Origin of the sequence: Nocardia farcinica (assembly GCF_029867845.1) — a bacterium.
In the GTDB taxonomy this organism is placed as follows: domain Bacteria; phylum Actinomycetota; class Actinomycetes; order Mycobacteriales; family Mycobacteriaceae; genus Nocardia; species Nocardia farcinica_A.
Genome location: NZ_JARWRU010000174.1, coordinates 1 through 5903 on the forward strand (window position 1 = coordinate 1; position 5903 = coordinate 5903).

General features: G+C 70.4%; 5 protein-coding genes. 4 read left to right on the plus strand and 1 reads right to left on the minus strand.

All coding sequences use genetic code 11. The annotated features are described in order from the left end of the window. Window positions 1-181: 181 nt before the first annotated feature. Window positions 182-2281: an AMP-binding protein gene (locus QH283_RS03570; protein ID WP_280501588.1), complete on the plus strand. Its 2100-nt coding sequence runs from the start codon at window positions 182-184 to the stop codon at window positions 2279-2281. Between the two features lie 34 nt (window positions 2282-2315). Here the strand turns inward: QH283_RS03570 and QH283_RS03575 are convergent, their stop codons facing one another. Then, on the minus strand, window positions 2316-3170 hold the full coding sequence (locus tag QH283_RS03575) for a helix-turn-helix domain-containing protein (protein WP_280501592.1): 855 nt from the start codon (window positions 3168-3170) through the stop codon (window positions 2316-2318). Window positions 3171-3438: 268 nt separating this feature from the next. Between QH283_RS03575 and QH283_RS03580 the strand changes: the two genes are divergently transcribed. From QH283_RS03580 to QH283_RS03590, 3 genes are all read left to right on the plus strand, one after another. Further along, window positions 3439-4014, plus strand: coding sequence for a DUF2599 domain-containing protein (locus tag QH283_RS03580; RefSeq protein ID WP_280501589.1), 576 nt, complete (start codon window positions 3439-3441; stop codon window positions 4012-4014). Between the two features lie 88 nt (window positions 4015-4102). Continuing rightward, on the plus strand, window positions 4103-4759 hold the full coding sequence (locus tag QH283_RS03585; protein WP_280501590.1) for an NAD(P)H-binding protein: 657 nt from the start codon (window positions 4103-4105) through the stop codon (window positions 4757-4759). A gap of 675 nt (window positions 4760-5434) precedes the next feature. After that, a complete protein-coding gene (locus QH283_RS03590) occupies window positions 5435-5677 on the plus strand; it encodes a hypothetical protein (protein WP_280501591.1) in 243 nt (80 codons plus the stop codon). The last annotated feature ends 226 nt before the right edge of the window (window positions 5678-5903 follow it).

The window sequence follows — 5903 nt, forward strand, 5'->3', positions numbered from 1 at the left end:
CCGCAGCGCGCTGACCAGCTGCTTTGTGCTGCGGCACAGTGGGTTCCGGCGATGTGATGGTCATGCGGACAGACTGTGAGCCGGAACACCCGAAAAGCTTGACGGTGCCGGAACCGCCGGTTACAAATAGGTTTCCCGCCGACCCGAGATGTTCGAACCGGCTGACGAGAATTGCACGCCGATGGTTACCGATGTCTTCGATGTGACCGCGGAACTTCCCATCCCCCGCCAGTCGGTCTGGGAACTGCTCCGCGAACCGCAGACCTTTCCGCGCGTCTTCTCCGGTATCGGAGCGTGCGATCCGGTGGAGCCCGCGGGCGGGCACACCATGTTGCGGATACGACTCGGCAGCCTGGACAGCGGCATCCGGGTGCACCTGGTGCAGCTGCGCATCCGCCGGTGGTTCGAGAGCCTGGAACTGGTGTGCCCGGCGCAGGGCAGTTTCGCCTCGGTGCAGTTGCTCGGCGACGAGAAGCGCACCCGCGTGGTGGTCACCCTCTTCGCGCCGGGGCGCATGCATCCCGCCGTCGAACAGGCCACCAACGCGGTCATCGTCGCCTGGGTGGAGCGTGGCCTGCGCAGGCTCACCGACCTGGTGCGCGGCGCGCCGACCTCGGTGCTGGTCAACGGCGAGAACGCGCCACTGCGCAGGCGCGCGGAGATCGTGCGGCACGTCGTCGGCGCGGGCGTCGTGCCGACCACCCGCCCCGATCTGGGCATCAAGCAGCTGCGCACACTCACCGCGTGGGGGTTCAACCTGGCGGGCGGGTACGCGGCCGGAGCGATCGCCGAGCCGGGTCGCACCGCGTTGATCGACGCCGAGGGCGCGGTGAGCTACGGCGAGATGCACCGCCGCACCACCGCGATCGCGGCCGCGCTGTCCGAACGCGGCCTGCGCGCCGGCGACGCGGTGGGCCTGCTCGCGCGCAACCACCGCGGCATGGTCGAGACCATGGTCGCCACCGGCAAACTGGGCATCGACGTCGCCCTGATCAACACCGGCCTGCCCGCCCGGCAGATCGAGGACGTGGTGCAGCGCGACAAGCTGTCCGCGCTGTTCGTCGACGACGAGTTCGACCCGCTGGTGCGCTATCTGCACTCCGATCTGCCACGCTTCAGCACCCGCGGCGCCGCGTTCCCCGGCAGGCCGACCCTCGACGATCTGGCGGACACGGGCCACAGCCGCTTCCGCAGACCGGCCAATCCCGGCAAGTTCATCGTGCTCACCTCGGGCACCTCCGGCACCCCCAAGGGCGCGCGCAGACCACAGCCCAAAGGTTTCAGCACCATCGCCGCGCTGCTGTCGCGCATCCCGCTGCACACGGGCGAGACCATGCTCATTCCGGCCCCGCTGTTCCACACCTGGGGACTGGCGGCGCTGCAACTGAGCACCGCTCTGCGCGCGACCGTGGTGCTGCCGTCGCAGTTCGACGCCGAGGAATGCCTGCGCCTGGTGGCCGAGCACCGGGTGCGGACCCTGATCGTGGTGCCGATCATGGTGCACCGCATCCTGGAGCTGCCCAAGCAGGTGCGGGCCCGTTACGACACCTCCAGCCTCCGCGTGGTGGCCAGTTGCGGCGCGCCGCTGGCGGCCAGCACGGTGCTGGACTTCATGGACGCCTTCGGCGAGATCCTCTACAACGTCTACGGTTCCACCGAGGTCTCCTGGGCCACCGTCGCCGACCCGGCCGACCTGGCGGCCGCACCGGCCACCGCGGGCAGGCCACCGCTGGGCACCAGGGTGGCGGTGCTCGGTCCCGATCACCGCCCGGTGCCGGTCGGCGCCACCGGGCACGTCTTCGTCGGCAACCACATGCTCTTCGACGGCTACGTCAACGCCGCGCCGCCGGAGGAGGCCGACGGCATGCTCGACACCGGCGATCTCGGCTATGTCGACGCCTCCGGCAGGCTGCACATCGCGGGCCGCGACGACGAGATGATCATCTCCGGCGGCGAGAACGTCTTCCCGCGCCCGGTCGAGGAGGCGCTGTCGTACCTGCCGCAGGTGCGCGAGGTCGCGGTGGTCGGCGTGCCGGACCGCGAGTACGGGCAGCGCCTGGCGGCCTTCGTGGTGAAGAAGGAGGGCGCCGGACTGGATTCGGAGATGGTGCGCACCTACATCCGCAACCGGCTCAGCCGGTTCTCGGTGCCGCGCGATGTCACCTTCCTCAACGCGCTGCCGCGCGGGGACACCGGCAAGATCCTCAAGCGGATGCTGGCCGGTCCCGGCGGGGAGCCTGCCCAGCATCCGATCATCGGCACCATCGCGCCGAATTCCTGACCGCCGCCCGCCTGAGTATCGGCTCCCGGCCCGCTCAGCGCGCCAGCGGCTCGTCCACCGTCTCGGGTCCGCGACGACGCAGGGCGTCGAGCAGTCCGCGGGTGTACTGGGGCGGCGAGGCGTGCACCGACAGCGTGTTGGCCACCGCGCGATAGGCCGACAGGTCGGCCTCCTTGTCCAGGTACAGCGCCCCGGTCAGCTGCTGCAGATAGACGATGTCGGGCAGGTCGGACTCGGTGAAGCGCAGCATGGTGAACCCGCCGTCGGTCAGCGCGGGACCGCCGACGTGGTCGGGCAGCACCTGCAGGGTGATGTTGGGCCGGTCGATCACCTCCGCCAGCCGGTCCAGCTGCCGGCGCCAGACCGTCGAGCCGCCGATCGGCCTGCGCAGCGCCGACTCCTCCACGATCAGCCACACCTGCGGTGGGTCCGGCCGATCCAGGATGTGCTGCCTGCGCATGCGCAGCGCCACCCGGCGTTCGACGACGTGGGCGGGCTCGGTCGGATGCGCCAGGGTCAGCAGCGCGCGAGCGTAGTCGGCGGTCTGGAACAGCTCGGGGACCGCCCTCGGCTCGTAGCAGCGGATGAGCCGGGCGCCCTGCTCGAGGCCGAGGTAGGTGTCGAACCACTTGGGTAGCCAGTCCGAGTCGCGGTGCCACCACCCCGAGGCGTTCGCCCGGCGGGCCAGCTCGAGGAACTCCGCTCGCTCGGTCTCGTCGGTCACCCCGTACAGCCTGAGCAGGTCGATGAGATCGCGCTCGCGGAATCCAGTGCGGCCCAGCTCGAGCCTGCTGATCTTGGAATGCGATCCGCGGATCGCCTCGCCCGCCTGCTCTCTGGTGATGCCGTGCGCCTCACGCAGTCGCCGCAGCTTGCCGCCGAGAATCATCCGAAGCACGGTTGGACCACCTTTGTGCGCGTCTTCGCTTGCCGGTGAACGCTTTTCGGGACTGGACATGTCGAGGAGCCGACCTTCCGTGGAACGCATCCATAGAGTCTGCCATGCGCGAGAGGTATGACTCCACAACTAAACCGGAGTGTCTTCCGTCATAATGCGAGATACGCGAACGCCGTTCACCGCAGGCACTTTCGGCGACGACTAGGCTGGCCGAGGACGAGAAGGGCGACCGCCCGGCACGAGACGAGGAGGCGCAGCGGTGCGACTGTGGCGACTCGCACTCCCCGGCCCGTCGCGCACCCGGCTCGGCGCGCTCGGCTGCTGCCTGTTCCTGACGTCCAGCCCGGCGCTCGCGGCATGCGGCGGGGACGACCCCGCTCCCCCGGCATCCGACCCGACGGCGGCCGTCGCGACCTCGCTCACCACCTCCCCCGCGCCGACCCAGGCCACGCTCCACTCCGAGGACCCGGCACCGCCCGCGCGGACGTGGACCACCTCCCCGCGCCCCACCGTCGATCCCTACGCGGGGCAGCCGCTCATCGAGCGTGTGGATTGGACCCGGACCGTCGACGGCGACCGATTGCTCGTCTTCCCCACCCGTGCCGGGCGCGACACCACCTTCCCCGGCGCCGAGCAGCGCGCCTGGACGGAGATCCTCGCTCTGTCGCCCGCGGCCGACTCCCCCGGCATGTACGACCAGTTCGTCTGCCACTGGCACTGGGCCCGGCTGGTGCGACCGGACAAGCCGAGCTGGAACCTCGAGCCGTGGCGCCCCGCCGTCGGGTATGAAGGAACGGTGGCCGCTTCCTGCAATCCCGGCGGCCCCGAGCGCTGACGGCCGGCCGCCCCACGCCAGACCCGAGGGCATACCCGGCGCCATCACATCGAACAGGACCGAGAGCGCGACAGGAAGGACATCGACCATGGACGTGGCGATCGCGGGCGGGCACGGCAAGATCGCCCTGCACCTGGCCGAGCAGCTGAGCGGGCAAGGCCATCGGGTGCGCGCGCTGATCCGCAATCCCGACCACGCCGACGATGTGTCGGCCACCGGCGCGACGCCGGTGCTGCTCGACCTCGAGCGGGCGGGCGTCGAGGAGGTCGCCGAGGCCGTCGCGGGCGCGGACGCGGTGGTGTTCGCCGCGGGCGCGGGGCCCGGCAGCGGCGCGCCCCGCAAATACACCGTCGACCGGGACGGCTCGATCCTGCTCGCCGACGCCGCCGAGCGCGCGGGCGTGCGCCGCTTCCTGCAGATCTCGGCCATGGGCGCCGACGAACCGCCCGCCACCGGTGACGAGGTGTGGGTGGCCTACCTCGACGCCAAGGCCCAGGCCGAGGCCGACCTGCGGTCAAGGGACCTGGACTGGACCATTCTGCGACCGGGGCGGCTGGTCGACTCCGCCCCCGCCGGATCGGTCACGCTCAGCGCCGGACGGGTGGGTCGCGACAGTATCGCCCGCGCGGACGTGGCCGCGGTGATCGCGGCCGTGCTGCCCGCGCCGAACACCGTCCACACCACTCTGGAGCTGGTCGAAGGCGGCACACCGATCGCCGAGGCCGTCGCCGAAATTGTTAGCTGAACAATTGCCGAACTGATCTGCGCACCAACGTGATCAGAACCTGGCAACCGGTCGGAATCAACGTTCCCGCGCCCCTGCGGATTCGTTTTCATCACGATTGCGCGTGCCTGCTCCCCTTCCATTGACAGAAGCGGTAGACCAAGAGGCAAGGCGGGCGAGATCACGCGGAGCCGATCGAACCACCGCGGGACCTGCCCTCCGGCACCACCGGTGAGTGCAGGCCCGGACCGCGCCGGCTCCCACCGACAGCACCACCCCACGCCCGGCCGGACCTGGCGGCACCCGATCCGACAGGCCGCGAGCGGCGACAACACCGCCGCGCGACGGGCAGCGTTCGGTATTCACGCGGTAAATATTCGGCTGCGGTCGTAGACGGCGAAGCCTCGTTCGACGTGTTGTACGCAGGCTGCACACGCACGAAAATCCAACTGCGTGAATACAAATGGACGGTGCAGATGTACTTGCATTTGCAAGATGCACGGTCCTAGACTCGGAATCGCAGGACAAATCAGGGGACAACCAGGGGCGGCTGTTACGGCGAATCTGCGGCAATGTCGCCAGGAATTAGCCGCGCCATCGAAAGTCAGGGGCGTTCAGATGAATCATTCACTCATTGACGGCCACGTCGGGCTCGTCGAATCCGAACCGGCCGTCCAGCCACCGATCGGCAGGACGATGACCACATCCCAGGCCGGCATACCGTCGGCCCGATCCGGGCAGGCCGCAGGCAGGTACACGCGAGAGACCGCGGTCGCCTTCGTCATCGACGCGGTGGAGTCGACCGGCGCGGCGACGCGCGACGACTTCGACATCGACCGGATCGTCAGCACCGCGCACGAGCTCGCGGAGGACTGGGATCTGAACACCCTGCAGCCGGAGACCTTCTGGCGCATCGCCTCCAGCTGCATCAAGCCCTGAGGGCGCGAGCCCGCGCGACACCGCGCGGGCGCCCAGCGTCACCCGGCCCGCGGTACCGCGCGGCCGCGGCCGTCACCGTCGAGAACACGGCGGCCCCCCCAGACACGAGCGTGGGGGGGGGGGGGGGGGGGGGGGGGGGGGGCGCCCCCGCCCCGCGGGGGCGCCGCGCGGGGGCGCGCGGCGAGAATTTGTATAGGAGGCGGGGGGGGGGGGGGGCGGCGCGCGG